The sequence below is a fragment of the Streptomyces sp. NPDC127092 genome, assembly GCF_042722475.1.
Classification (GTDB): domain Bacteria; phylum Actinomycetota; class Actinomycetes; order Streptomycetales; family Streptomycetaceae; genus Streptomyces.
On record NZ_JBHXFE010000001.1, the window covers coordinates 1 to 22,669 of the forward strand.

Annotated in this window: 21 protein-coding genes and 1 tRNA gene; 8 read left to right on the plus strand and 14 right to left on the minus strand. The window is 74.2% G+C overall.

Annotated features, from left to right (window positions below; translation table 11 throughout):
- Together rfaE2 and ACFWJO_RS00010 are read left to right on the plus strand one after the other, a co-directional pair.
- On the plus strand, positions 1-1,371 hold a 1,371-nt coding region (gene rfaE2 / locus ACFWJO_RS00005; RefSeq protein WP_386862538.1), incomplete at its 5' end, for a D-glycero-beta-D-manno-heptose 1-phosphate adenylyltransferase.
- A gap of 131 nt (positions 1,372-1,502) precedes the next feature.
- Entirely contained in the window at positions 1,503-2,498 is a 996-nt protein-coding gene (locus ACFWJO_RS00010) for a glycosyltransferase family 9 protein (protein ID WP_386862539.1), read from the plus strand.
- A 35-nt stretch (positions 2,499-2,533) separates the two neighbouring features.
- Here the strand turns inward: ACFWJO_RS00010 and ACFWJO_RS00015 are convergent, their stop codons facing one another.
- Entirely contained in the window at positions 2,534-3,826 is a 1,293-nt protein-coding gene (locus ACFWJO_RS00015; protein WP_386862831.1) for an MFS transporter, read from the minus strand.
- A 386-nt stretch (positions 3,827-4,212) separates the two neighbouring features.
- Between ACFWJO_RS00015 and ACFWJO_RS00020 the strand changes: the two genes are divergently transcribed.
- On the plus strand, positions 4,213-4,959 hold the full coding sequence (locus ACFWJO_RS00020; RefSeq protein ID WP_386862540.1) for an SDR family oxidoreductase: 747 nt from the start codon (positions 4,213-4,215) through the stop codon (positions 4,957-4,959).
- A 61-nt stretch (positions 4,960-5,020) separates the two neighbouring features.
- Here the strand turns inward: ACFWJO_RS00020 and ACFWJO_RS00025 are convergent, their stop codons facing one another.
- On the minus strand, positions 5,021-6,559 hold the full coding sequence (locus ACFWJO_RS00025; RefSeq protein ID WP_386862541.1) for a right-handed parallel beta-helix repeat-containing protein: 1,539 nt from the start codon (positions 6,557-6,559) through the stop codon (positions 5,021-5,023).
- Between the two features lie 298 nt (positions 6,560-6,857).
- Here ACFWJO_RS00025 and ACFWJO_RS00030 point away from each other — a divergent pair, with 298 nt between their 5' ends.
- Together ACFWJO_RS00030 and ACFWJO_RS00035 are read left to right on the plus strand one after the other, a co-directional pair.
- The gene (locus tag ACFWJO_RS00030; protein WP_386862542.1) at positions 6,858-7,694 is read left to right on the plus strand and encodes a DUF2182 domain-containing protein; all 837 of its coding nucleotides are present in this window, start codon (positions 6,858-6,860) and stop codon (positions 7,692-7,694) included.
- Between the two features lie 169 nt (positions 7,695-7,863).
- Positions 7,864-8,517, plus strand: a complete 654-nt coding sequence (locus ACFWJO_RS00035) for a DUF1326 domain-containing protein (protein WP_386862543.1) — start codon at positions 7,864-7,866, stop codon at positions 8,515-8,517.
- 110 nt (positions 8,518-8,627) lie between these two features.
- On the opposite strand, the gene nrtS is transcribed toward ACFWJO_RS00035, so the two are convergent.
- The gene (nrtS, locus tag ACFWJO_RS00040; protein WP_386862544.1) at positions 8,628-8,891 is read right to left on the minus strand and encodes a nitrate/nitrite transporter NrtS; all 264 of its coding nucleotides are present in this window, start codon (positions 8,889-8,891) and stop codon (positions 8,628-8,630) included.
- A gap of 63 nt (positions 8,892-8,954) precedes the next feature.
- On the minus strand, positions 8,955-9,578 hold the full coding sequence (locus tag ACFWJO_RS00045; protein WP_386862545.1) for a DUF1326 domain-containing protein: 624 nt from the start codon (positions 9,576-9,578) through the stop codon (positions 8,955-8,957).
- Positions 9,579-9,869: 291 nt separating this feature from the next.
- On the opposite strand from ACFWJO_RS00045, the gene ACFWJO_RS00050 reads away from it, so the two are divergent.
- Positions 9,870-12,446, plus strand: a complete 2,577-nt coding sequence (locus ACFWJO_RS00050) for a SpoIIE family protein phosphatase (RefSeq protein WP_386862832.1) — start codon at positions 9,870-9,872, stop codon at positions 12,444-12,446.
- Between the two features lie 51 nt (positions 12,447-12,497).
- Here the strand turns inward: ACFWJO_RS00050 and ACFWJO_RS00055 are convergent, their stop codons facing one another.
- The 4 genes from ACFWJO_RS00055 to ACFWJO_RS00070 form a co-directional block, all read right to left on the minus strand.
- A complete protein-coding gene (locus ACFWJO_RS00055; protein ID WP_386862546.1) occupies positions 12,498-12,860 on the minus strand; it encodes a DUF1304 domain-containing protein in 363 nt (120 codons plus the stop codon).
- Between the two features lie 54 nt (positions 12,861-12,914).
- Positions 12,915-14,315, minus strand: coding sequence for a M20/M25/M40 family metallo-hydrolase (locus tag ACFWJO_RS00060; protein WP_386862547.1), 1,401 nt, complete (start codon positions 14,313-14,315; stop codon positions 12,915-12,917).
- Positions 14,316-14,660: 345 nt separating this feature from the next.
- Positions 14,661-15,170 carry a metallophosphoesterase family protein gene (locus ACFWJO_RS00065; protein ID WP_386862548.1) on the minus strand — a complete coding sequence of 170 codons (510 nt, stop codon included), beginning with the start codon at positions 15,168-15,170 and terminating at the stop codon, positions 14,661-14,663.
- A 57-nt stretch (positions 15,171-15,227) separates the two neighbouring features.
- Positions 15,228-16,040, minus strand: a complete 813-nt coding sequence (locus ACFWJO_RS00070) for a polysaccharide deacetylase family protein (protein WP_386862549.1) — start codon at positions 16,038-16,040, stop codon at positions 15,228-15,230.
- Between the two features lie 148 nt (positions 16,041-16,188).
- On the opposite strand from ACFWJO_RS00070, the gene ACFWJO_RS00075 reads away from it, so the two are divergent.
- The gene (locus ACFWJO_RS00075) at positions 16,189-16,899 is read left to right on the plus strand and encodes a hypothetical protein (protein WP_386862550.1); all 711 of its coding nucleotides are present in this window, start codon (positions 16,189-16,191) and stop codon (positions 16,897-16,899) included.
- Positions 16,900-17,028: 129 nt separating this feature from the next.
- Here ACFWJO_RS00075 and ACFWJO_RS00080 read toward each other — a convergent pair whose 3' ends face one another.
- The 3 genes from ACFWJO_RS00080 to ACFWJO_RS00090 form a co-directional block, all read right to left on the minus strand.
- Positions 17,029-18,132 (minus strand): glutamate--cysteine ligase, encoded by a 1,104-nt coding sequence (locus ACFWJO_RS00080; RefSeq protein WP_386862551.1) that lies wholly within the window; start codon positions 18,130-18,132, stop codon positions 17,029-17,031.
- Positions 18,133-18,353: 221 nt separating this feature from the next.
- Positions 18,354-18,758: a ChaB family protein gene (locus tag ACFWJO_RS00085; RefSeq protein WP_386862552.1), complete on the minus strand. Its 405-nt coding sequence runs from the start codon at positions 18,756-18,758 to the stop codon at positions 18,354-18,356.
- Positions 18,759-19,027: 269 nt separating this feature from the next.
- Positions 19,028-19,101 (minus strand) — tRNA-Pro (locus ACFWJO_RS00090).
- Between the two features lie 116 nt (positions 19,102-19,217).
- Here ACFWJO_RS00090 and ACFWJO_RS00095 point away from each other — a divergent pair.
- A complete protein-coding gene (locus tag ACFWJO_RS00095) occupies positions 19,218-19,751 on the plus strand; it encodes a DUF309 domain-containing protein (protein WP_386862553.1) in 534 nt (177 codons plus the stop codon).
- Here ACFWJO_RS00095 and ACFWJO_RS00100 read toward each other — a convergent pair.
- The 3 genes from ACFWJO_RS00100 to ACFWJO_RS00110 all read right to left on the minus strand — a co-directional run bounded on the left by ACFWJO_RS00100 (position 19,741) and on the right by ACFWJO_RS00110 (position 22,523).
- Positions 19,741-21,249 carry a cytochrome P450 gene (locus tag ACFWJO_RS00100; RefSeq protein ID WP_386862554.1) on the minus strand — a complete coding sequence of 503 codons (1,509 nt, stop codon included), beginning with the start codon at positions 21,247-21,249 and terminating at the stop codon, positions 19,741-19,743. The two genes, ACFWJO_RS00095 and ACFWJO_RS00100, sit on opposite strands and share 11 nt — an antisense overlap.
- Before the next feature lie 252 nt (positions 21,250-21,501).
- The gene (locus tag ACFWJO_RS00105) at positions 21,502-21,876 is read right to left on the minus strand and encodes a DUF488 domain-containing protein (RefSeq protein ID WP_386862555.1); all 375 of its coding nucleotides are present in this window, start codon (positions 21,874-21,876) and stop codon (positions 21,502-21,504) included.
- A gap of 29 nt (positions 21,877-21,905) precedes the next feature.
- Positions 21,906-22,523 (minus strand): TetR/AcrR family transcriptional regulator C-terminal ligand-binding domain-containing protein, encoded by a 618-nt coding sequence (locus ACFWJO_RS00110; RefSeq protein ID WP_386862556.1) that lies wholly within the window; start codon positions 22,521-22,523, stop codon positions 21,906-21,908.
- Positions 22,524-22,669: the final 146 nt, after the last annotated feature.

Genomic DNA, 22,669 nt, shown 5'->3' on the forward strand with positions numbered 1-22,669 from the left:
GGCCGGGGCGACGGCCGGCTCGACGGCGGCCCCGCCGGTGTGGCCGTCTCTCTTGTCCACATCTCCTCCCGCACCGGTGTCGTGCTGATCGCCGCGCTCGGCGCGGACGAGTCGAGTGCCGCGGCCCGGCGGTGCCTGGGCGGTGAGGTCCGTGTCGTGGCCGTGCCCCTGGACGGGACGCTGCCGGTGAAGACCCGGGTCCTGGCCGGCGGCCGGCCGCTCGTCCGCCTCGACCGGGGCGGCGGAAGCCCCGGCCGGCCCGGCGACGACGCCCTTCGCGCGCTGGAGTCCGCGGGCGCCGTCCTGGTCTCCGACTACGGTCGGGGCACGGCCGACGTCCTGCGCGGGGCGCTGGCGCGGGCGGCCCGGCGGGTACCCCTCGTCTGGGACCCCCACCCGCGCGGCGGCCCGCCCGTGCCCGGCACGCGGGTGGCCACCCCGAACGCGAAGGAGGCCGCCGGCTTCAGCACCCGGCCGGGCACGTCCCTGCGCGCCCACGCGGACCGGGGCGCCGAGCTCGCCGCGCTGTGGGAGGCCACCCACGTCGCCGTCACCCTCGGTGCCGAGGGAGCACTGCTGACCCGGGCCGGCTCGACGGCGCCCCTGCTGGTGCCGGCACCCCCCGTCACGTGCGGTGACCCGTGCGGAGCGGGCGACTGCTTCGCGGCGGCGGTGGCCGTCGCCCTGGCCCGGGGCGCGCTGCCGGAGGAGGCGGTGGGCCGGGCCGTGGCCGAGGCGGCGGCGTTCGTTGGCGCGGGCGGCGCGTCGGCGGTGTCGGGCGCCGACGGGAACCCGGGGGCCGCCGCGCCGCCCGGGCCGGAGCCCGCGGCCGACGCCTTCGCCCTCGCCCGGCGCGTCCGGGCCCGCGGCGGCACCGTGGTCGCGACGGGCGGCTGCTTCGACCTGCTGCACGCGGGCCACGTGGGGCTCCTCGAACGCGCGGGCCGGATCGGCGACTGCCTCGTCGTGTGCGTCAACACGGACGCCTCGATCACCCGCCTCAAGGGCCCCGGCCGCCCGCTGACCCCGCTCGCGGACCGGATGCGCGTCCTGGAGGCCCTGAGCAGCGTGGACGCGGTGGTGGCCTTCGACGAGGACACCCCGGAGCGGCTGCTGGAGGCGCTCCGGCCCGACGTGTGGGTGAAGGGCGGCGACTACGCCCCCGACAGCCTGCCGGAGACGCGGGCGCTGCGGAGCTGGGGCGGCCAGACGATCGTCCTGCCCTACCTGGAAGGCCGCTCGACGACCACCCTCGCCCACCGCGCGGCCCACGCCGCCCATGCCGCCGCCCGCGTCGGCGGGGCCGGCGGTCCGGGGCCCTGGGCGGACGGAACCGACGGGGCCGCGACGACCGGGCGGTGGGACCGATGAGCCCGGCTCACCCGCGACCGCGGGGCGTGGCTCCCGGGCCGGGGCACACGGCGCCCTGGCCGGGCCCCGCCACGCCCGCACCGGCCACGGCCGCCTGGCCAGGGGCTCCCGACGGGCGGCCGGTGGTTCTGGTGCTGCGTGCTCTCGGGCTGGGTGATCTGCTGACCGCCGTTCCGGCGCTACGGGCGCTGCGTCGGGCGCTGCCGGACCACGAGCTGGTGCTCGCCGCGCCGCGTGCGCTGGCGCCGGTGGCCCGGGCCACGGGATGCGTGGACCGGCTGCTGCCGGCCGGCGGCCCCGGACGCGCGGTGCCCGCCGTCCTGCCCGGGGCCGCCCGCGCGCCGCGGCTCGCCGTGAACCTCCACGGCCGCGGACCGGCCAGCCACCGGCTGCTCGCGGGGCTCGGACCGGAGCGCCTGTGGGCCTTCCGCCATCCGGGCGTGCCCGCCGTGCGGGGCCCGGCCTGGATCCCGTACGAGCACGAACGCCTGCGCTGGTGCCGGATGCTGCGCTGGTACGGGCTCCAGGCCGACCCCGACGACGTGCGGATCGCGCCGCCCGGCCGCGCGTCCCCGCTGCCGGGAGCGGTCGTGGTGCACCCGGGGGCCCAGGCGCCCGCGCGCCGCTGGCCGGTGGACCGTTTCGCCGCCGTGGTACGGGGCGTCCGCCGGGCGGGCCTGCCGGTGCTCGTGACGGCGGGTCCGGGCGAGGGCCCGCTGGCCCGGTCGGTGGCCGAGCACGCCGGTCTCGCCCCGTCCGCCGTGCTGGGCGGAGACGGGGGGATGCCGTTCGAGGACCTGTGGGCGCTGGTCGCGCAGGCGCGCTGTCTGGTGGTCGGCGACACGGGGCTCGCCCATCTGGCGACGGCGCTCGGCACGCGCTCGGTGGTGCTCTTCGGGCCGGTGTCTCCGGCCCTCTGGGGGCCGCCGCGCGACGGCCCCCACACGGCGCTCTGGCACCCGCTGCCCGGCCCGGAGGCCGGCCGCCCGGGCGACCCGCACGGGGACCGTCCCGATCCCCGGCTGCTGCGGATCACGGCCGCCGAGGTCCTGGAGGCCGTCCTGACACCGGTCTCGGGCGCGTCCGCGCCGGCGCCGGCGCCGGTCGTCGAGGCGGCGGCGCCGTGAGCACGCGCCCCACGCCCCGGGAGGGGGCGCTGCGGTCAGGCCGCGCTGTCCAGGGCGGGTCGGGTGACGCGGGTGAGCCGGGTGAGGCGCGGGCGGAGCGGTGCGGCCACCGGGTCGACGGTGGCGGCGGTCCGGGGGCCGCGCAGCAGCCATCCGCCGGCGACCGCGGCCGCGACGACCAGTCCGCCGGTGACGAGCGCGCCGCGCGCGCCCATGAGTTCCATGAGCAGGCCCAGGGTCGGCGGTGCGGCCAGGCCCCAGAGCGTACGGATGCTGTTCCATGCGCCGAGGACGCGGCCGCGCATGTGCGGCGGCGGGTCGGTCTGCAGGAGCGTGTTCTGCGCGGTGTCCGTCACGGACTCGGCGACGGCCATGGGCAGGGCGAGCACCACGAGGAACGCCAGCGACGGGGAGATGCCGGCCACCACCTGGAGCAGCGCGCCGCCCGCGGTGAGCAGGGCGACCATGCGGACGCGGGGCGCCCGGAGCCGGGCGCCGAGCACGGCGCCGACGATGCCGCCGACGGCCAGCGCCGTGGAGACGGCACTGAAGGAGCCGGCGGAGCCGGCGAGGGGGCCGGTCACCAGGACCGCGAGGGTCAGCGAGTAGTTGCGGCCGAAGAGGGCGCTGACCGCGTTCAGGGCGGCGAGCGCGACGAGCCGGGGGCGGCGGGCGAAGAAGACCAGGCCTCCTCGGACGCTCGTGTCGGCGGCGTCGTCGGACGTTCCGGTAGCGCCGGACGCCTTGCGCGCGGGCGCGGCCGTGGCCTCGCCGTGCCGGGGGCGGATCAGCGTGAGGAACGGGATGACGGCCGCGACGAAGAAGAACGAGACGCCGTTGGCGACGTAGGCGGCGGCCGTGCCGAGCGTGGCGACGGTGATGCCGGCCAGCGCGGCCCCGGCGAGCCGTCCCGCGCTGTGGGCGAGGGAACCGACGCCGATGGCCGAGGGCACGTCCCGGGCGGGGACGAGGTCGTTGCCGAGCAGGGCGCAGGCGGGTCCGTCGACGGTGGCGACCAGGCCGGTGACCACGGCGAGCGCGATGAGGACGGGCAGGTTGAGCAGGCCGGCCGCGACGAGCACGGCGGTGGTCAGGGCCACGAGGCCGAGGGTCACCTGGGCGGCGGCGGCGGTCACCTTGCGGGGCCAGCGGTCGACGGCGGCGCCGCCGAGCAGGCCCATCAGCAGGCCGGGGGCGGCCTGCGCGGAGATCGACAGACCGGCGGCGGCGGGCGAGCCGGTGATCTGGAGGACCAGCAGGTTCTGGACGGTCAGCTGCATCCACGTGCCCGTGTTGGACACGAGGTGGGCGACGGCCCACCAGCGCATGCTGCGGTGGCGCAGCGAACGCCAGGGCGACCGGTCGTCGGCGGACCGGGGCTTGGGGATGGACCGGGGCTTGGGCTGGGGCCGGGAGGCGGACTGGGGCAGACGCGAGGAAGGCACAGGGTCACCGGAAGCGGCACGAGGCACGCGCGAGGAGCGGGGGGCACGAGACGGCCTCGGTCCGTCACGCCGGGAACTCCGGCACGGCGGTCTGCGGCCAGCGGCCCACTGTGGCAGACGGTTCTCGAGAAGAGAGTGACGCCGCCGACACGGCCCTCCGCGGCCGGCCGTTCGCCGCCCCAACTCCCCTGCTGCTCAAGGCGCGTGGGAAGCGCGTGGGCTTGCTCACATCACGTCCGGGAAATGTCGTCCAGGGAGAAGAGACAGCGATGAACAGTGGAGTGGAGATCACGCTCGACGGCCGGTCCGCCCTCGTCACCGGCGGGGCGCGGGGTCTGGGCGCGGCGATCGTGCGGCGTCTGGCGCGCGCGGGGGCTTCGGTCCTGGTCGCCGACGTACGGCAGGAGCAGGCGAAGGAGTTGTGCGAGGCCCTGGTGGCCGAGGGGGGCAAGGCCCGGCCGGTCGGTCTTGACGTGCGGGACCCGGAGGCGGTCAGCGAGCTGTTCGAGGATCTGGACGCCTCGGGCGGCGCGGTGGACGTCCTGGTGAACTGCGCGGCCGTCGACGTGACGAAGTCCGTGGCCGAGCTCACGGCCGACGAGATCACCCGGGTGATCACCACCGACCTGCTCGGCCCGATGTACCTGTGCCGTGAGGGCTACCGCCGGATGGTCGCGCGGGGCGGCGGGCACATCGTGAACATCCTGTCGACCGCCGCCGTCCGCACCTGGACCGAGGCGGGCCCGTACTCGGCCGCGAAGACCGGGCTGCGCGCCTTCACCCACACGCTGTTCAAGGAGGCGCAGCGCGACTGCCCGGGGATCGGGGTCACGGGGGTCGTGGCCGGCGGCATGGAGACGCCGTTCATCATGGAGCGCTTCCCGGAGACCGACACGGCCCTCCTGCAGAGCCCGGAGGTCGTGGCGGACGCGGTGATGTACGCCCTGTCGGTGCCTCCGGGCAGCGCGGCGGCGGAGCTGGTCGTGGTCCCGCGGCGCGAGGTGTCCTGGCCGTGAACCCGGACGGCCTGGCCGTACCCGTGTCCCACGGGGTACGGCCCGGCCCGTCCGGGGACGGTCACCTCGGGCCCGGGCGCTGATGGGCGCCGATGTCCGTGGTGCCGCGGAGCCGGTTGCCGAAGTAGTCGTGCGGGCCGGCGTCGTCGATCGGTGTTCCGGCGCCGAGGGCCGGGGAGCCGGGGCGCAGGCGCAGGTCGCCCGGGGTGTCGGGGGTGGCGTCGTGGAAGCGCGGGTCCGTGGTGACCGCGTGGGCGTCGTTCGCCGGGACGGTGCCCACGCCGGCGTAGAGGTTGTGGTCGTACGTGTTGAGCGTGTCGATGATCGGGGAGCCGCCCTCGGCGGTGCTGACGAAGACGTTGTTGCGGAAGGTGACCCCGCCCTGGCCGTTGTCACTCACCATCGCCGTGCCCGGGTGGTCGGTGGCGACGGTGTTGTTGTAGATCTGGGTGTTGGCCGAGGGGGCGCAGACGACGGTGAAGACGCCGTACGGGGACTGGGTGTTGCGGTCGTTGATGCTGACGTTGTAACGGAAGACGTTGTCGGCCGTCGTCATGCCGGCGCCGTTGCAGACCAGGAGGAAGCCGCCCTCGTTGTCGTGGCTGTAGTTGTACTGGTAGACGTTGCGGTTGTTGCCGCCGTCGAAGTCGAAGGCCTGCGAGTCGCGCGTGCCGTGGCCGCCGGTGACCTCGTTGTACTGGTACACGGCGTCGTCGAAGTTCCAGGCCCAGACGCCGGCGTTGTAGCCGGCCGACCGCATGTTGAACCCGTCCACGTAGTTGTGCTCGACGAGCGCGTGGTGGCCGTGCTGGAGCACGATGCCGTCGCCGCCGACGTCGACGACCTCGTTGCCCCGGATGGTGAGGCGGGTGTTCGGCGCCCACCCGGGTGCGCCGCTGTGGGGATGTTCGGGGCGCCTGCCCCAGCTGGAGGCGGTGGCGATGCCGGTGCGGTCCACGTGCTTCACGGTGGAGTCGGTCACGGTGATCCCGTCGAAGCGGGTCGGGGTCGCCGTGCCGCGGACGACGAAGAGGATGCCGCCGGAGGGATCGGGGTCCTTGTGGTCGGAGCCGTTGACGTCGTGGACGTCCACGCCGTCGACGACGTAGTGCCGGCCCGTGCCGAAGTCCGTGAGGCGGAACAGAATGCCGGCGCGACGCTCCTGCGGCCCCGGTGCGGCGCCCTTGTTGGAGATGTCGAGGTTGCGCAGCTCCCACTGCTCGACGTTCTCCAGCAGGACCGCCGCGCGGGCACCGCCGCCCCGGATGCGCGGCTTCGCGCCCTCGCCGTACGCGTCGACCCGCACCGGAGCGCCGTCGGCACCGGACCCTGCCGGAGCGAACACGCCCTCGCAGGTGCTGCCGCGCCGGAACAGGATGCGGTCCCCGGGCCCGTACGTGACGGAGCTCGCCCTGGCCGGAGAGTTCCAGGCGGCGGCCGGCGACGTGCCGGAGGCACTGTCGGAGCCCGCACCGCAGTCGACGAAGTACGTCGTGCCGCCCTGGCGTCCGCCGTCGTCCGCCTGCGCGGGCAAGGCGCCCGTCGCGGCCGCCAGCACCATGGCGAGCACCGCTCGCATGCCCCAACCCGTCATCCTCATGGAGTCGTTCTCCCGTGTGCCGTGTGTGCCGTGCGAAGACAAGGCGCAGGTTTCCAGCGCCCGCGCGGGCCCGTCCATGCACTCTGCGAGCCGGGAGTTGTGTTTCTCTCCACGCACGGCGCCAGGGAAGGGGCGTCCGCCTCCGGCACCGCAGGCGATCGAAGGCGACCGCCGCTCGGCGCCGGCGCCGGTGTCGGTGTCGGTGCCGGCGCCCAGCCGCGGTGACGCCGTGGACGGCTCGGCTCGCGTCTCCCAGGTACGTGTGCTGTTCTGGAAACAGCCGCAGGAAGGCACACCGATGCGTCGCAGCCGGATCTCCGCCTTCGTACCCGCCCGGTCGACCGCCCCGACCGGAGCCGGCGGGGGGTTGCTCCCCGCGCGGGACCTCGCGGCCGCCTGGATCCTCGTCGTCCTGATCGCCGTGCCCGCCTGGGTGCTGACGATCTGGCAGGCCCGGGACATGGGCGTCGAGCCCGGCACGATGGGGATGGCGCTGCCCCTGTTCCTGCTGCTCTGGGTGACGATGATGGCGGCGATGATGCTGCCGTCCATGGCGCCGGTGGCCATCACCTGGGTGCGCGGGATCGGCCGGCAGTCCTCCGGCTGGGTCAGGGCCGGCCGCACCGTCGAGTTCGTCGGCGGATACCTGCTCGTGTGGACCGCCTTCGGACTGCTCGCCTATGCGGCGCTGGCCTTCACCGGTGGCCTGGTGGACGACCACCCCACCGCCGGACGCTGGATCGGCGCGGTCGCCTTCCTGCTCGCCGGTCTCTACCAGCTCGGCCCCCTCAAGAACGTCTGCCTGCGGCACTGCCGCGACCCGCTGAGCCACCTGGTGCGTTACGCCGGCTTCCGGCGGCCGGCCCGCGACCTGCGGGTGGGCCTCCACCACGGCGCGTACTGCGTCGGCTGCTGCGCCGGTCTGATGGTCGTCTTCATCCCGCTCGGCGTGATGAACGTGGCGGCGATGGCCGGCCTGGCCCTGGTGATCTTCGTGGAGAAGCTGTGGTCCCGGGGCGTCCTCCTCAGCGGTGTCGTGGGCGTCGCCTTCCTCGTCCTCGCGGTCCTCGCACCGTTCCAGGACTGGATGCTGCCGGGACTGGAGGGCTCGATGCCGTCCATGGACGACATGTGATCCCCTGGGCCCCGCGCCCGTGGCGCGCCCTCGACGCCGGCGGGTTTCCCGCCCGGGACGTGAGGTGCAAGCTGGAAGGGAGACCGTTTTCCGATCCCGGGAACGGGCTCGGGTCACGCGGTCTCGCCACTCCGAGTGAGCTCCTCGGAGCTCGGCGGGAGGAAGCGAGATGACAGAGCAGGCCACCACCCCGCGTTGGCACCTGACCGGCGACTGGTTCGACGTGTGCAAGTGCGCCATTCCCTGTCCGTGCACCTTCGCGCAGCCCCCGACCTACGGCGACTGCGAAGGCGTCCTGGCCTGGCACATACGGGAAGGGAACTTCGGCGACGTACGGCTCGACGACCTCAACGTCCTGATGCTCGGCTCCTTCGAAGGCAACATCTGGGCCCGTGAGCATACAAATGCGTACGCCGCGATCTTCCTCGACGAGCGCGCCGACGACGAGCAGCGCGCCGCGCTCGGGGCCATCTTCGGCGGTGAGGTCGGCGGCTGGCCCGCGGAGCTCGGGGAGATGTTCCACCCCGAGATGAGGGGCATGGACGTCGTCCCCCTCCACATGGAGGTCGACGAGGACCTCGCCACCTGGCGAGCCGAGATCCCCGGCCGGGTCACGGCGACCGCCGAGGCCCTGACCGGCCCGACGGCCGCGGACGGCGCGCGCGTCCAGCTCCACAACGCCCCGGGGGCCGAGGTGGGGCCCGGCCAGGTGGCCACGTGGGGGCGGGCCACCGTCGACCGCGCCGACGCGTTCGGCTTCTCTTGGGAACGCAGCGGGAAGTCGAGCAAGTACTTCCCCTTCGACTGGAGCGGCCCCGACTGAGGCCCGGCCCGTCGATTCCTGCGCCTCGACTCCTGCGCCCGACCCCACGGACGCCACGCCGGCGGTCTCCCCGCTCACCCGGCCCGCGCCGCTTACCCGGCCCGCGCCGCTCACCCGGCCCGCCGGGCCCGGCCTGCTCGCCAGGCGGCCCGTCGGCAGCTGAAGAATCCCGCGCTGGACACGCAAAACGGCACGAGGTAGTTGAACAGCACCCGCAGCCAGGTCGCGGCGGTCGCGTCCCCGGAGGCGATCACCGCGCCCTGATTGACGAGCGAGAGCAGGGTCCCAACCAGGAGGGCGATCGGCACGCACCTCGACAGCGAGGCAGCGGAGAACACCGTCGCCAGAAGCCGCGGCGCCTGGTCGTGACTCATGGGATCGCCATGGCGTGCGGGACCCTGCCGCGCGGACGCGCCGACGGGCGGACGTGCGGACGCTCAGATGCGTCCGTGAGCCGCGCCCTCGGCGCCCTCGCTGCTGAAGACGTACGCGGCCGTCTCCCCGTACTCCGCCTCATAGCTCAGCCCGAAGGCGTCGGAGCGCCCGGTCGTCCTGCCGACCCCGAATTCGGGTGCGAACCCGAACATGGCGTTCTTGATCGTCGTCGTGCCTCCGTCCGGGCCGGTCAGCGGCTCGTACGAGAGTTCCGTCCTGCCCTCGACCGTGAAGCCCGGCCGGTCCCCGTCGGTGAGGGAGACCCGGGCGCGCTCCATCCCCAGGTACTCGCCGTAGAACTGCGAGAGCTGGCCGAACGGCCCGCCCTCCCGACCGGCCAGGATGCGCTCCAGGCCTTCGGCCTGCTCGTCACTGGCCTCGCTGTCCACGACCAGCCCGACCTCCCAGTTGCCGGAGGTCAGGTTTGACGGGAAGTGGTTGTAGAAGGCGAAGTCCACACCGGACAGGTCGAGGCCGTCCAGATCGCCCTCGGCCACGTGGAACACCGCGGTGCCCAGGCATTCGGTACCGCCCTTGGCGTCGCGCGGCTGTCCGTCGTACGGGCAGCTGCACAGCACCGCGCAAGAACAGCCGGCCACGTAGGTGCCGGATATCGTCCATGACATGACTGCTCCCCTTCCAGGATGGGAAAGCCGGCGAGCGTCATCGTCCGCACTTTTCACGCTAGACCTGCTGCATGAGCCTGTAAACGACGCTTGCGCGCCCTGTGCTGCGGCCCGCAGGCTGCGGCCCGAGGCACACTGCGCGCAGCGGAAGCCCCGGTGGCGGGAAGGTGTTACAACTGGGGTTGTGAGCCCCTCCTGTCTGTCGTGTCCGGCGCACCGGTGCCGAACCTAGGCAGAAGATCCGGAAGCGTCGCCAGGCAGGTCTTCGTCCTTCAGGTGGCGATCGTGGTGATGCTCGCCGCCGGGGCCCTGCTGGCCCTGGTGCTGCAGTCGCGGCACGACATCGACCGCGAGGCGCGCAACCGCTCGGTCTCCGTGGCGCAGACCTTCGCGAAGTCCCTGGGCCTGCGGGAAGCGCTGGACGCGCCGGACCCCTCCTCGATCCTGCAGCCCCTCGCCGAGGAGACGCGCAAGGCCGCGGGGGTGGACTTCATCGTGGTGATGGACACCCACGGCATCCGCTACAGCCACCCTCAGCCCGACCGCATCGGCAAGCGGTTCGTCGGCACGATCGAGCCCTCGCTCGCCGGACGCGTGCACACCGAGAGCGTGGAGGGGCCGCTCGGCAAGGAGATCCAGGCGATCGTGCCGGTCACCTCGCCCCAGGGCGATGTCGTCGCCCTGGTCTCGGCGGGTCTCACGGTGAAGAGCGTGACCGGCGTCGCCAACCGGCAGCTTCCGGTCATCCTCCTGTCCATCGCCGGCGGTCTGGCTCTGGCCACCGTCGGCACGGCCCTGATCAGCCGAAGACTCCGCCGCCAGACCCACGGGCTCGGCACGCAGGAGATGACCCGCATGTACGAGCACCACGACGCGGTGCTCCACTCCGTCCGCGAAGGGGTGCTCATCACCGACGGCGAGGGACGGCTGCTCCTGGCGAACGACGAGGCCGGGCGGCTGCTCGGCCTGCCCGACGACGCCGAGGGACGCCCCGTCGACGAGGTCGGGATGGACCGCCGGATGGCGGACCTGCTGCTGTCCGGCCGGGTGGCCACCGACGAGGTGCTGGAGGCCGGGGGCCGGCTGCTCGTGGTCAACCAGCGGCCCACCCACCCGCAGGGACGCCCCCAGGGCCGCCCTCAGGGATCGGCGGTCACCATCCGCGACTCCACCGAGATGCGGCTCCTGAGCAGCCGGGCGGAGACGGCCCGCAGGCGGCTCAGGCTGCTCTACGACGCCGGGGGCGACATCGGCACCACGCTCGACGTGGTGCGCACCGCGCAGGAGCTGGCCGACGTCGCCGTTCCGCAGTTCGCGGACTTCGTCACGGTCGACCTGGCCGATCCGGTGCTGGAGGGCGACGAGCCCGGCCCGGACTCCGACATGCGGCGTACGGCGGTCAGCGGCATCCGCGCCGATCACCCGCTGTACCCGCTCGGCACCCTCATCGACTTCCTGCCGTCCACGCCGCAGGCCCGCGGATACGGCACGGGCGCGGCCGAGCTCGTACCCGACCTGCGCGACGCCCCCGGCTGGCACGCGCAGGACCCGGCACGCACCGCCGCCATCGTCGACTACGGGATCCACTCGCTCATCGCGGCCCCGCTGAAGGCCAGGGGCGTCGTGCTCGGCGTGGTCAACTTCTGGCGTTCGCAGAAACCGGAGCCGTTCGACGAGGACGACCTGTTCCTGGCCGAGGAGTTGGTGGGCCGGGCCGCGGTCACCATGGACAACGCCCGCCGCTACACCCGGGAGCACAACCTCGCCGTGACGCTCCAGCGCAGCCTGCTGCCGCAGGACCTGCCCGAGCAGAGCGCGGTGGACGTCGCGCACTTCTACCAGCCCGCCCAGTCAGGAGTGGGCGGGGACTGGTTCGACGTGATCCCGCTGCCGGGCAGCCGCGTCGCGCTCGTCGTCGGTGACGTCGTCGGGCACGGTCTGCACGCCGCGGCCACCATGGGGCGGCTGCGGACGGCCGTGCACAACTTCTCCTCGCTGGACCTGCCGCCCGACGAACTCCTCGCCCGCCTGGACAACCTCGTCCAGCGCATGGACCAGGAAGGCGACGGCTCCGCGCCGATGGGCGGCGTCATGGGCGCGACCTGCCTGTACGCCGTCTACGACCCGGTCTCCCGGCTCTGCAGCATGGCGCGGGCCGGGCACATGCCGCCGCTGGTGGTCGCCCCGGACGGCACGACGACGATCTCGGAGCTGCCGGCCGGTCCCCCGCTGGGGCTCGGAGGCATGCCGTTCGAGACCATGGAGCTGCACCTGGCGGAGGGCAGCCAGCTGGTCCTGTACACCGACGGGCTGGTCGAGGAGCGGAGCCGGGACATCGCGGAGGGCGTGGAGATGCTGCGCACGGCGCTGAGCCACCCCGACCGGGACCCGCAGGCCAGCCGGCGCGCCGTGCTGGACGCCCTGCTTCCCAGTCAGCCGTCCGACGACATCGCGCTGCTCATCGCCCGGACCCGCACCCTGGGCCCCGGCCGGGTCGCCCGGTGGGAAGTGCCGTTCGACCCGAGCGAGGTCGGCGCCGTGCGCAGCCGCGCGGCCGGGCAGCTCGAGGAATGGGGCCTGGAGGAACTGGTCTTCAGCACGGAACTGATCCTCAGCGAGCTCGTCACCAACGCCATCCGGTACGGCGCCGCGCCCGTTCACGTACGTCTCCTGCGCGACCGCACCCTGACCTGCGAGGTGTGGGACAGCAGCAGCACCGCCCCGCACCTGCGGTACGCGGCCGGCATGGACGAGGGAGGCCGCGGGCTGTTCCTGGTGGCACAGATCAGCGAGCACTGGGGCACTCGGTACACGCCGGAAGGCAAGGTCATCTGGGCCGAACAGCCCCTGCCGACCGCCGACCGCTGACCGCCGCCCTGACCGCTGACGTACCGTCATCCCTCCCGGAGCGCCGGCAGCTCAGTGGGCGGCGAGCACCAGGGCCAGACCGACCACCGCCGGAACGGTCTGCACGAAGAGGATCTTCCGGCTGGCCGTGGCGGCACCGTAGACACCGGCGACGGCCACGCACACCAGGAAGAACACCTTCGCCTGGAAACCCACGGGGTCGGCCGCGACCGCGCCCCACACCAGCCCGGCGGCGAGGAAGCCGTTGTACAGCCCCTGATTGGCGGCGAGCGCCTTCGTCTCGGAAGCGAACTCCACACTGGTCCCGAACGCGGCCCGGGCCCGCGGACCGGTCCACAGGAACATCTCCAGGACCAGGATGTAGACGTGGAGCGCGGCGATGAGCAGCACCACGACGGTTGCGATGATCGACATGCCCACCAGACTCACACATGGCACCCGCACTCCGCGCGGAGGGGCGGGCTTCCCTCACGCCTTCCGGCCGGCCGGGGTACCGGCGGCTGGCAGCTCGTCGAAGAACCGGGCCAGCGCGCTGACTCCGAGCCGAAGCGCCCGGACCTCCACCCGTTCGTCCGGTCCGTGCCAGCGGTCTCCCGGGAGCCCCGTCCCGAAGAACAGCACGGGCGCGTCGCAGGCGCCGGCGAGCTGCGCGCCGGGAGCCGCTCCTCCGTTGCCGATGTGCCTGGCCGGAGCCCCGTATGCGTGACTGACGGCCCGGGTGAGAGCTCTGAGCGCGGGGGCGTCGGGCGGCGTCCGGTAGGGATCGGAGATGGTGGAGGAGATCTCCAGGTCGTACGTGAAACCGGGCCGCCGGTGCCTGTCCAGCCATACGCGCAACTGGTCGGCGACCTGGTCGGCCCGCTGGTCGGGCACGAGCCGGAACAGCACGTCGGCACTGGCCTCCGCCGGAATGAGGCCGAGTGCGGGCGCATCGGTGCGACCGGCCGAGAGGCGGGCGACCTCGGCGGAGGGGCGGGCCCACAGGCGCTCGGGGACCGTGAACCCCGCTTCGCCGGGGGCGCCGAACGTACCGGTCTCGGCCTGCCAGTCCGTCAGGTCGAAGCGGACGCCGTCCGCTCCGGCGCGCAGGTCGGGGGCCGGGGCGGCCACCGCGTCGTAGAAGCCGGGCAGGGTGACGCGGCCCGACGCGTCACCGAGGAGGTCCACCAGGCGGCACAGTTCGACCGCGGCGTTCGCGGCGGCGCCCGAGACGGCGCCGCTGTGGAGGTCGCGCTCGGCCCCGCGGACGGTGAGGGACGCGGTGACCGAGCCGCGCACCGCGGCGCAGACGGTGGGCTCTTCGAGAGACCAGAGCATCGAGTCGGACACCATCACGACGTCGGCGTCCACCTCCTCGGGGTGCTCCGCCAGCAGGTCGGCCATGTGTACCGAGCCGACCTCCTCCTCGCCTTCGATCAGGTACCTGACCGTGACGGCCGGGGCGGTGCGGTGAGCGAGGTGCGTGCGCAGAGCCCACAGGTGGCTCGTGATCTGGCCCTTGGCGTCCGACGCCCCCCGGCCGTGGAGCCGGCCGTCCCGCAGGAGCGGCGAGAAGGGCTCGGTGACCTTCCATTCGGAGGGATCGACGGCGTGCACATCGTGGTGGCTGTAGACCAGCAGGACCGGCGCGCCGGGATCGGCCGCGGGCCAGGAGGCGTACACGGCCGGAAGGCCGTCCGTCTCCCAGACCTCGGCCCGCGGGAAGCCGGTGCGGCGCAGTGCCTCCACGAGCCAGCGGGCGGACCTGCGCACGTCATGGGCCCGCTCCGGGTCGGAGGAGACGGACGCGATGCGCACCCACTCCGCCAGCTCGGCCAGGTCCTTTGCGGGCAGGGCGCCGGGCGCGTCGGCAGTGGACGGAAGGATCATGGCCGATGCCCACCCGAACGCCGCCCCCCATACCCGTACCCATCCCAATCCCGACCTCGGCCCTGACTCCAGCCCCGGCCCCGGCCCCGACTCCAGCCCCGACCCCGGCCCGGGCTCCGGCCCCAGCCCCGGCCCCGATCCCGGCCCCGGTCCCGATCCGTGCCCCAGCCCCGGTCCCGGTCGATGCGACGGCCTGGGAGGCGGCTCTCGCCGCGACGAGTCCTGAGCCGTCTCCGCTCCCTTGCGGCCACCGTCCTCACCCTGCCCTCCCTCGTCCCCTTGTCCCGCGCCCGTCGCGTACGTGGACCGGAGTGCTCAGCGGGCGCCTTCCCGGCCGCCGGCCTTTCATGCGGAGGTGCTGCGCGGGGGCAGGCGGTGGAGCGTCACGTCGTACAGCCTCGCGTCGGCCACCGTCAGCGTCATGAAGGAGCAGAAGGGCTGGCGCCTGCGGTCCGTGGGCGAGCCCGGGTTCAGCAGTCGCAGACTCCCGGCGCTGGTGTCCCACGGGATGTGGCTGTGGCCGAACACCAGGACGTCCACGTCGGGGAACCGCGCGGCGCAGCGCCGCTCCCGCCCCGCGGCCGCTCCCGTCTCGTGGACGACCGCGAACCGCACCCCTTCCAGTTCGGCGCGGGCGACCTCCGGAAGCCTGCGGCGCAGTCCCGGGCCGTCGTTGTTGCCGTACACGCCGATCAGCCGGCGGGACCTGGACTCCAGCAGGTCGAGCGTGGCTTCGTCGGTCCAGTCACCGGCGTGGATGACGGCGTCGGCGTCGTCGACGGCCGCCATGAGGGCTTCCGGGAGGGACGCGGCGCGGGCGGGCAGGTGGGTGTCCGAGGTCAGCACGAGCCGCATGCCTCCCACGGTAGGGCGCCGCAGCCGCCGACGCCTCCGCGGGCGCGGCCCGTCCGTTCAGCCGGCGACCAGGGTGCGCAGGTCGAGCACGCGGTAGCCGCGGGCGGTGAACCCGTCGAGGATCCGGGGCAGCGCCTTCGCGTCGATCACCTCGGTGCGCTCCTGGGACGCCCCGACGTGCATCTGCAGGACCGCTCCGGGGCGCAGGGCGTCGAGCGCCCTGTCCACGGCGCGGTCCACCGTCATGCCGCCCTCGGTCCCCTGCCACCCGTTGGTGTCGGTGGTGAACTCGATGTCCGCGAACCCCAGGGCGTTGACCTCCCGGATGTGAGCGGCGCTGGTCTCGCCGTACGGGAACCGGAAGAACGGCGTCACCGCGTGCCCCGCCCCGGCCGCGCGCAGCGCCCGGTCCGCCGCCAGCACCTCCTGCCGTCGTCCGCCGGCGTCCAGGTCCTGGAAGCGAGGGTGGCTGAAGGAGTGGTTGCCGAGCCCGTGACCGGCGGCCGCGATCCTCCTCACCGCCGCGGGGTGGCGGTCGGCGAAGTCACCGGTCAGGAAGAAGGTGGCGGGTACGCGGCGGCGGGCGAGCTCACCAAGGATGGCGTCCAGGCCGGCCTCGTTCCAGGCCGCGTTGAAGGTCAGGGCGGCCACCCGCCCGCGCGTAGGGATCACCCGGTTCTCGGACCCGAACAACGCCCGCAGCCCCTCGCCCTCGGCGGTCGCCGCCGGGGACGGCACGACGGTCCCGGCCGGCCGGGCGACGGGCCCCTGGGCGATGGCCCACAGCAGGACGGCGAACAGTGCGGCACCTGCCGCGAGCAGCCGCCGGCCGGGAGGACGACGGCCCGTGATCACAGAACGCGCGCGCATGTCCCCCTCATCGGCCGACGATACGCCGTCCTTGAGCGCCCCGATCGCCGTCGCCGAGGCCGCCCGTCCGGTACGGGTTCGGGGCGGGCCCCGGCAGTCGGCACACGGCAGACGCCAGACGGCAGACGGCAGACGGCAGACTGGACCGGTGACGCACTACCGACTCGTCGGGCTCCCTCCGGGGCCGGCCCGCTACGGCCGCCTCCGGGTGGAGACCGCCGACCTCTCTCCCGCCGCATGGCTGACAGAACGCCGGGCGGACTTCCACACCGTCGCGGGCGCGACCGCGCCCGGCTTCCCGGCGTACGCCCGCATCCTCCACCCCGCGTACCTCGACGAGCAGCCGGTGCGCTGGGAGACCGTCGGCGCCGCGTACGGGCGCAGCCCGGCGGGCGCCCTGCCCTGGCACGCCTTGATCGGCGTCACCCGGGACGCGTCGTACGGCGACCTGTCCCTGCCGGGCGTCTGGGACCAGGAACCCGGCGAGGGCAACACGCCGCCGGAGGTGGCGCGCGCCCTCCTCCCCGTCCTGGCGCGGCACACCGGCACGCCGGACGACTGCTGGTACGCGCTGTGGGCGGGGTACGGGGAGTGGGACTGGGAGGCGGTGCCCCGGTTCGAGACCCCGCACCGCGAGCGCGTCCTGATGGCGGGCGCGCTCGCCGACGCCGGCTCCCCGGCCGCCGACGACTCCGTGCTCCCGGACCTGTGGTGGCCCGCGGACCACGCCTGGGTCCTGGGCGGCGACACCGACCTGCGGAGCACGTACGTGGCCGGCTCGGCGGCCCTGGTCGCGGACCTGCTCGCCGATCCGGCGCTGGAGGCGCACCAAGTGGCGGCCGGCGACCGGCTGGACTGACGCCGCCCCGCAGGTGGGCGGGGGCCCGACGCCCCGCCCTGCCGTCACGCGCGGTGGCGGAGCTCCGACGTGCAGCACACGACGCCGCCGCCCGACGGGGGCAGCGGGCAGGGGAGCCGTGGGGCGCGGTCAGGTGGCTTCGCCGGCCGTGATCCGTGCGCACTCCCGTACGACCTCGCCCAGGTCGCATCCTCCGCGGTGGAGCTCGCGCTGACGCTGGGCCCCGCCGCCGTGGGCGAGAAGGGCGGCGAGGGCTCGGTGCGCCTCGTCACGGTCCCCGCTGTCGCGCAGGGCCGCGTCGGTGTGCTCCAGCAGCACTTCCAGGGCCGCTTCGGCGGGCGTCTCGCGCAGCGTGCGGGGGTCGAGGAGCGGGCCCTGGAGCCCGGAGCGGGCAGCCCGCCAGGACGCCAGGCGCAGCAGTCCGGCCGGGATGCGGGCGGGCGGTTCGCCGTCGCGCCAGGCGAGGGCGGCGGTCTCCACGAGCCCGCGGGCGAGGGTTGCCACCAGCACGGTGGTGTCCGCCTCCAGGCAGACGTCGGCGACGCGGATCTCCACGGTCGGGTAGCTGTGCGAGAGCCGGGCGTCGAAGTAGATCATGCCCGTGTCGCGCAGGACCCCGGTCGCCAGCATGTCGCGCACCCGCTCGTGGTAGCCCTCGGCGCTGCCGAAGGGCTCGTACGGCCCTGCGGACGGCCACCGGTTCCAGACCCGGCTGCGGTAGCTGCTGTACCCGCTGTCCTGTCCGTCCCAGAAGGGCGAGTTGCCGCTGATCGCGTTCAGGAGGTACAGCCAGGGCCTGATCCGGTCCAGGACGGCGACGCCCTCCTCGTCGGACTCCACCGAGACGTGGACGTGGCAACCGCAGGTGAGCTGCTCCTGCGTGGTGAGGGCGAACTGCTCCGCCATCCACCGGTAGCGGGGGCCGAGGTTGCGTGACGGTTCCACCGGCAACGGCGAGGTCGCCAGGGCCGCCACCCGGGCACCCGCCTTGGCGGCGTGACGCGCCGCCTCCCCGCGCAGCCGCACGATCTCGTCGCGCAGTGCGCGCATGTCGCTCAGGGGGCGGGTGGCGAACTCCAGCTGCTCCTGGTGCAGCTCCTTCTCGAACGCACCGTGTTCCTCCCCGTCCCCGCTGACCGCCTGGGCCGCCAGCACCGCCGGCGACACCGCGAGCGGCTCGCCCGTCGTGGCGCTGATGAGCAACAACTCTTCTTCGATTCCCACGGTGCGCATGCACAACTCCTGTTACGACACGGGCCACGCCCGACCGACCCGGACCCGGCTGGTGAGTCCGCAGGTCATGCGTATGCCCGGCAGATCGGGAGTGACGCCTGCCGCCTCTCGAAGAGCGGGAAGCGGGCCGCGCACGAGGTCAGGCGATCCCGGTAGCACCGGGGACAGACAACCCGAGGGGCCGTGGCCGTGGAGGACGCCCCGTCGGCTTCGGCCCCGTTCTAGCGCGAACGGGCTTGGCGTGTCCTGGAGCGGTTTTCCTTGCGTATCGCTTCCAGTAGTTCGGCCCTGCTCATCCGCGATCGCCCGTCGACGTCCAGGCGCCGGGCCAGCTCGTAGAGGTGCTGCTTGGTCGCGTTCTCGTCGACGCCCTCGCCACTACGGGCGGGCCTGTCCCGCGGAGTGGCGGCCCGGGGGTCGGACGGGCCCTTACGGCCGTGCTCCTTGCGCTCCCAGTGGTCCGCGACCTTCTCATATTTGTGCTTGAGCGCGCTGTAAGCGACACGGTGTGCCCGCTCGCCCTCCCCGTACTGCTCGACAGCCGCATCATGGGCCTTGATCCACGTGCGCTGCGCCTCCTTGGGCGAACGCTCCAGTGTCGAAGGAAGCTCCTCACGTCCTGGCATGATGCCCTCCGGTGATACGAGGCGTGTGCCGGCGCGTCCGGCCGGCCGACCCTCCGCTCCGCCCCGTATGCCCACACGCCTTCCGCGCAAACCGCCCGGGTCACCGGGCGAGTACCGGGGCCGGGGCGGCGTGGTCCTGTTCGCCGCATGTACGGCCGCGCGCATCTGCGAGGCCTCTCTGCGAGGCCTCAGGCCGCTGGCCCCCATGAACGATCAAGGGGCCGTTTCAGATCGCTCTGAAACGGCCCCTGACCTGCGACTTCGAAAAGTCGGGACGACAGGATTTGAACCTGCGACCCCTTGACCCCCAGTCAAGTGCGCTACCAAGCTGCGCCACGTCCCGGTGCTCATCCACCCCCGGTTCGGGCCCGGCGGCGGCGTGCAAGAGAACATTACCTCACTTCACGGGGTGGATCACCACACGGGGTGTCACCGGGCGTCCGGGCGGAGAATGGGGCGATGGACAGGGACTCGGGGCGAGGACGGGGACGGGGACGGGACCGGGACGCGGAGGGGCGGGCGCGGAGCGCGCGGCCCCGGGACGGGCTCGGGCGGCCGTTGGCGTACGGGGCGGAGGGCGTGGCGCGGCAGCCGGAAGGGGTCGTGCGCTCTCCGGACGGGACGGTGCGGGAGGCGCAGCGGCTGCTGGACGCCGGGATGCCGTTCCATGCGCACGAGGTCTTCGAGGACGCCTGGAAGTCGGGGCCGGCCGGCGAGCGGGACCTGTGGCAGGGGCTCGCCCAGACGGCGGTGGGGCTGACGCACGCGGCGCGCGGGAACGCGGCGGGCGGGGCGCGGCTGCTGCGACGCGGGGCCGGGCGGGTCGAGGAGTACGCGCGGGGCGGGGCGGAGACGTACGGCATCGACGTCGCCGGGGTCGTCGCCTGGGCGCGCGGGCTCGCCGCCCGCGTGGAGGCGGCAGACGGCGCGGGCAGGGCCGGAGCCGTGGACGCGGCGGCGGAGGCGCCGCGGCTGCGCGGGCTCAGCAGGTGAGGAGGAGTTCCTCGGGCGAACGGTGGATGAGGGTGGGCCGCATCGGTACGTGACGGCCTTCGACGAGCCGCAGCCCCGGCAGCCGCCGCGCGAACACCGCGAGGGTCGCGCGGAGTTGGACGCGGGCCAGCTGGGAGCCGGGGCAGCCGTGCGGACCGTGGCCGAAGGCCAGGTGGTGGCGTGTGTGGGGCCGGGTCCTGGTGATGTCGAAGACGTCGGGGTCCGGGTGGCGGGCCGGGTCGCGGTTGGCGGAGCCGTACGCGACGAAGACGGTGGCGCCGGCGGGCAGTTCGGTGCCCGCGAGGGTCACGGGGCGGGTGGTGGTGCGGCGGAAGCCCTGGACGGCGCTGTCGTAGCGGGCGGCCTCCTCGACGGCCGCCGGTATGAGCTCGGGCCGGGCGAGCAGCCGTTCCCACTGGTCGCGGTGGCGCAGCAGGTGGAGCACCGCCGTGCCGATGAGGGCGGTGGTGGTGAGGTGGCCCGCGATGAGCAGGTTCTGGAGGTTGGCGACGAGTTCGCAGCGCTGGTCGTCGGTGAGCGCCCGCGGCCCGGGCCCGAGCCCCGCGTCCGGCGCCAGGGCGGCGACCATGCCGCTGATCAGGTCGTCCCTGGGCGCTGCCCGGCGGTCGCGGGCATAGCCGTCGAGCAGGTGCTGGAGCGCGAGGACGTCCTCGGCGGCGGCGATCTGCTCGGTCTCCGACAGCGGTCGGTACAGCAGCCGTTCGGCACTGTACGAGCAGTGGACGGCGGTCGGCACGTCCTCCGGGTCCAGGCCGAGCAGCCGTCCGACGACCGCACCGGGCAGCGGGCGCGCGTAGTGGGCCATGAGGTCGGCCCGGCCCTGTTCGGCGACGGCGGCCGCGAAGACCTCGGCGAGCGTCTCCGCCTGCTCGGTGACGTACTCCGTGAGCGCGGCGACGCGGGCGGCGGACAGGCCGCTGTTGAGCGGGGCGCGGTGGCGGCGGTGGGCGGCCCCGTCGGTGGAGACGACGGTGGGCCGGGGCGCGAAGCCGGCGCCGAGCACGGCGAGGGCGGCGGGCGAGGGTTGGACGTCGGGGCGCAGGGACTGGGCCGAGGAGAAGTCCTGGGGCCGCAGCAGCACCTCCCGGATGTCGGCGTCGCGGGCGACCAGCCAGGCGTCGAGCAGCGGGACGAAGGTGAGTCCGGCGGTGCGCCTGGCCCGGTCGTAGAGGGGGTAGGGGTCGCGCTGGAGCCGGTCGAGCCGGGCGTGATACTCCCGCCGCACCTCCTCGGCCGCGTCGGCGGGCGCCGCCTCCGCGGCCTCCGCGGTTACCTCCGCGTGTGCGGCGCGGGTGGCTCCGGCGGTCACCGTCTCGGTCCCGTCTGCCGTCGCCTCCGCGGCTTCCTCGGTCGCTTCCGCGGTCACCGCCTCGGCCACGTCCCCGGGCGCCCGCTCAGCGGCTTCCGCCGTCGCCTCCGGCGTCGCGACCGCGGCGGTCGCTTCCTCGGTGTGCTCGGGTCGTCGGGCCTGGTCCATGTGCGCCTCCTCGCCGGGGCGGTCGGTCCTGCGGGTCCGTTACATCCGTTGCAGCGGTTGCGTCCGTCGGATCCGTCGATACGGGGGGCCGGGGTCCGTCGGCCCGGGGGTCCGTCGGTCCGGGGTGGGTCCGTCGGTCCGGGATCCGTCGGTCCGGGGGCCGGGGGCCCGTCGGGGCCATGGTGCGGCGGGTGGGTGCCGGTGAACAGGGCCGGGCGAGGAGGTGGCGGGAAAGCGACGCGCGGAGGCGTACTACCGCGCTTCGAGGAGCTCGGTGAGGACCGCGGTGTGACTGACCGACGGGTCCTTGGCGGCGGTGAGGAGGGTGACCGGCCCTTCGGCGGCGCGGGCGCGCAGCTCGGAGAGGGCCTCGGCGGCGGCCGGTTCGGCGAGCTCGCGCTCGTAACGGCGGCGGAACTCCTCGAACTCGCCCTCGGTCCCGTGGTACCAGCGGCGCAGTTCGTCGGAGGGCGTGAGGGCCTTGGGCCAGTCGTCGATGTGCGCGTCGGCCTTGGCGATGCCGCGGGGCCAGAGCCGGTCGACGAGCACCCGCAGGCCGTCGTCGGGCTCGGGCGGCTCGTAGATGCGGCGGACGCGGAGCCGGGGCGGCGGTGGCGTGTGGGGCATGCCTTCAGAGTGCCGGACAGGCACCGGCTTCACATCTGAGGGTCGGCCGCTTCCACCCGGAGGGCGGGCAGCAGTACCGCGTCCACGAAGGTCCGCATGGTCGCCTCGTCGGCGAACCGGTCCTCGAAGAGGCGCTCGATGCGCAGCATGCCCAGGAAGCAGGGGGCCACGAAGGCGATAGCCGGGTTGTCGGCGGCGATCTCGCCGCGCTCGACCGCCCGGGCGAGCATCGCGTCGAGGGCGGCGACCTCCGGCTCGATGACGGTCTCGCGCAGGGCCGCGCGCAGATCGGGGTGCTGGATGTACGCCTGGCTGACCGCCTCCATCAGTTCGGCGTCGCGGTCACGCCGGGAGGCGGCGAGGCGGGCCGCCTCTCGCAGGTCGCCGACGAGCGAGCCGGTGTCGATGCCGGTGAAGACGGCGCAGCGCCGCTTGTCCAGGGCCGCGGTGACGAGCCGGGGTTTGGTCCCCCACTGGCGGTACAGCGTGGCCTTGCCGCACTTGGTGCGGGCGGCGACGCCCTCCATGGTGACGGAGTCGTAGCCGCCCTCGCGCAGCAGGCAGATGACCGCCTCGTACAGCTCGGCCTCCCGCTCGGGGGTGAGCTTGCTGCGACGGGCGGCGGCGGTCGCGGCCTGCGTGGACATCGGCTTCCTCCCGGACACCCCGTACCCCAGCGGATCTGTTTCCGCACATCCGAGGGTAGGGGGCGCGCAATCGAGACGCAAACGTATCGAGACGCTTGCGTCTCGATAGATTCGGATCTAGAGTTCCTCCGTTTGCTGTCCGCTTT